At 49.5% G+C, this 3,242-nt stretch carries 2 rRNA genes; both read left to right on the forward strand.

Features of this window, described 5'->3' with window-relative positions:
• Positions 1-24 precede the first annotated feature (24 nt).
• Positions 25-2,917 (forward strand): 23S ribosomal RNA (locus BLP85_RS14750).
• A gap of 202 nt (positions 2,918-3,119) precedes the next feature.
• Positions 3,120-3,234: ribosomal RNA gene (gene rrf / locus BLP85_RS14755) — 5S ribosomal RNA — on the forward strand.
• The last annotated feature ends 8 nt before the right edge of the window (positions 3,235-3,242 follow it).

A 3,242-nucleotide genomic window follows, 5' to 3' on the forward strand; every position in this document is an offset into this window, starting at 1 on the left:
ATAAACGACTGTTTGGGGTTGTATAGTCAAGTAATTAAGTGCATGTGGTGGATGCCTTGGCAGTCAGAGGCGATGAAAGACGTAATAGCCTGCGATAAGCTCCGGGGAGGCGGCAAATATCCTGTGATCCGGAGATTTCTGAATGGGGGAACCCACTTACCATAAGGTAGGTATCATACACTGAATACATAGGTGTATGAGGCAAACGAGGGGAAGTGAAACATCTCAGTACCCTTAGGAAAAGAAATCAATTGAGATTCCCTCAGTAGCGGCGAGCGAACGGGGAAAAGCCCATTAAGTCATATAAGCTTTAGTGGAATGCTCTGGGAAGTGCAACCATAGTAGGTGATAGTCCTGTACACGAAAGGGCTTATATGATGATGTCGAGTAGGGCGAGGCACGTGAAACCTTGTCTGAATATGGGGGGACCATCCTCCAAGGCTAAATACTCCTGACTGACCGATAGTGAACCAGTACCGTGAGGGAAAGGCGAAAAGAACCCCTGTGAGGGGAGTGAAATAGATCCTGAAACCGCATGCATACAAGCAGTGGGAGCCGACTTGTTCGGTGACTGCGTACCTTTTGTATAATGGGTCAGCGACTTATATTCAGTAGCAAGGTTAACCGTATAGGGGAGCCGTAGAGAAATCGAGTCTTAATAGGGCGTTTAGTTGCTGGGTATAGACCCGAAACCGGGTGATCTATCCATGAGCAGGTTGAAGGTTAGGTAACACTGACTGGAGGACCGAACCCACTGTCGTTGAAAAGCCAGGGGATGACTTGTGGATAGGGGTGAAAGGCTAATCAAACTCGGTGATAGCTGGTTCTCCCCGAAAGCTATTTAGGTAGCGCCTCGGACGAATACCATTGGGGGTAGAGCACTGTTTCGGCTAGGGGGTCATCCCGACTTACCAAACCGATGCAAACTCCGAATACCAATGAGTACTATCCGGGAGACAGACTGCGGGTGCTAACGTCCGTAGTCAAGAGGAAAACAATCCAGACCGCCAGCTAAGGCCCCAAAATCATAGTTAAGTGGGAAACGATGTGGGAAGGCATAGACAGCTAGGAGGTTGGCTTAGAAGCAGCCACCCTTTAAAGAAAGCGTAATAGCTCACTAGTCGAGTCGGCCTGCGCGGAAGATGTAACGGGGCTAAAACTATGTGCCGAAGCTGCGGATGTATACATTGTATACGTGGTAGGGGAGCGTTCTGTAAGCCGATGAAGGTGGATTGAGAAGTCTGCTGGAGGTATCAGAAGTGCGAATGCTGACGTGAGTAACGACAAAGCGGGTGAAAAACCCGCTCGCTGAAAGACCAAGGGTTCCAGTCCAACGTTAATCGGGGCTGGGTGAGTCGACCCCTAAGGCGAGGCCGAAAGGCGTAGTCGATGGGAAATTGGTTAATATTCCAATACTTCAGTGTAATGCGATGAGAGGACGGAGAAGGTTAAGTCAGCCTGGCGTTGGTTGTCCAGGTGGAAGGAAGTAGGCATGCATCTTAGGCAAATCCGGGGTGCTCTATGCTGAGATCTGATAGCAAGCTGTACTTGTACAGTGAAGTGGCTGATACCATACTTCCAGGAAAAGTCTCTAAGCTTCAGTTACACTGGAATCGTACCCGAAACCGACACAGGTGGTCAGGTCGAGTAGACCAAAGCGCTTGAGAGAACTCTGCTGAAGGAACTAGGCAAAATGGTACCGTAACTTCGGGAGAAGGTACGCTGCTTTTGGTGATGGAACTTGCTTCCTGAGCTGAGAGCAGCCACAGAAACCAGGCCCCTGCAACTGTTTATTAAAAACATAGCACTCTGCAAACACGAAAGTGGACGTATAGGGTGTGATGCCTGCCCGGTGCTGGAAGGTTAATTGATGGGGTTAGCGTAAGCGAAGCTCTTGATCGAAGCCCCAGTAAACGGCGGCCGTAACTATAACGGTCCTAAGGTAGCGAAATTCCTTGTCGGGTAAGTTCCGACCTGCACGAATGGCATAATGATGGGGGCGCTGTCTCCAGCAGAGGCTCAGTGAAATCGAAATCGCCGTGAAGATGCGGTGTACCCGCGGCTAGACGGAAAGACCCCGTGAACCTTTACTGCAGCTTGACATTGAACTTTGATCTTACTTGTGTAGGATAGGTGGGAGGCTTTGAAATCAGGACGCCAGTTCTGATGGAGCCGTCCTTGAAATACCACCCTGGTAATATTGAGGTTCTAACTCTGTCCCGTTATCCGGGACGAGGACCATGTCTGGTGGGTAGTTTGACTGGGGCGGTCTCCTCCTAAAGAGTAACGGAGGAGTACGAAGGTGCGCTCAGCGTGGTCGGAAATCACGCGTAGAGTATAAAGGCAAAAGCGCGCTTAACTGCGAGACCCACAAGTCGAGCAGGTACGAAAGTAGGTCTTAGTGATCCGGTGGTTCTGTATGGAAGGGCCATCGCTCAACGGATAAAAGGTACTCTGGGGATAACAGGCTGATACCGCCCAAGAGTTCATATCGACGGCGGTGTTTGGCACCTCGATGTCGGCTCATCTCATCCTGGGGCTGAAGCAGGTCCCAAGGGTATGGCTGTTCGCCATTTAAAGAGGTACGCGAGCTGGGTTTAGAACGTCGTGAGACAGTTCGGTCCCTATCTACCGTGGGCGTTGGAAATTTGAGAGGATCTGCTCCTAGTACGAGAGGACCAGAGTGGACGAACCTCTGGTGTACCGGTTGTGACGCCAGTCGCATCGCCGGGTAGCTATGTTCGGAAGGGATAACCGCTGAAAGCATCTAAGCGGGAAGCCTACCTCAAGATAAGATTTCCCTAGGACTTTATGTCCTCTAAAGAGCCGTTGAAGACTACGACGTTGATAGGTTGGATGTGGAAGCATGGTGACATGTGAAGCTGACCAATACTAATTGCTCGTGAGGCTTGACTATACAACACCCAAACAGTTGTTGTATTCAAGCATCAATTGATTTTATATTGATCTAACGATCACACAAAAACTTGATTTAGTGAACGCTAAAGAACAAAATACGAAACTCAGATATACCTGTTAATAGCTCATTTGACCAAGCAACGGCAAGCAACGCAGCAATGCAAAGCGAATAAGACCAAACGCAAAGTCATAACAGTTGTGCTGGCGACCATAGCAAGAGTGAACCACCTGATCCCTTCCCGAACTCAGAAGTGAAACCTCTTAGCGCTGATGGTAGTGTGGGATTACCCATGTGAGAGTAAGTCATCGCCAGCTCATTATTC

Origin of the sequence: Acinetobacter kookii, assembly GCF_900096895.1 — a bacterium.
GTDB classification, from domain to species: domain Bacteria; phylum Pseudomonadota; class Gammaproteobacteria; order Pseudomonadales; family Moraxellaceae; genus Acinetobacter; species Acinetobacter kookii.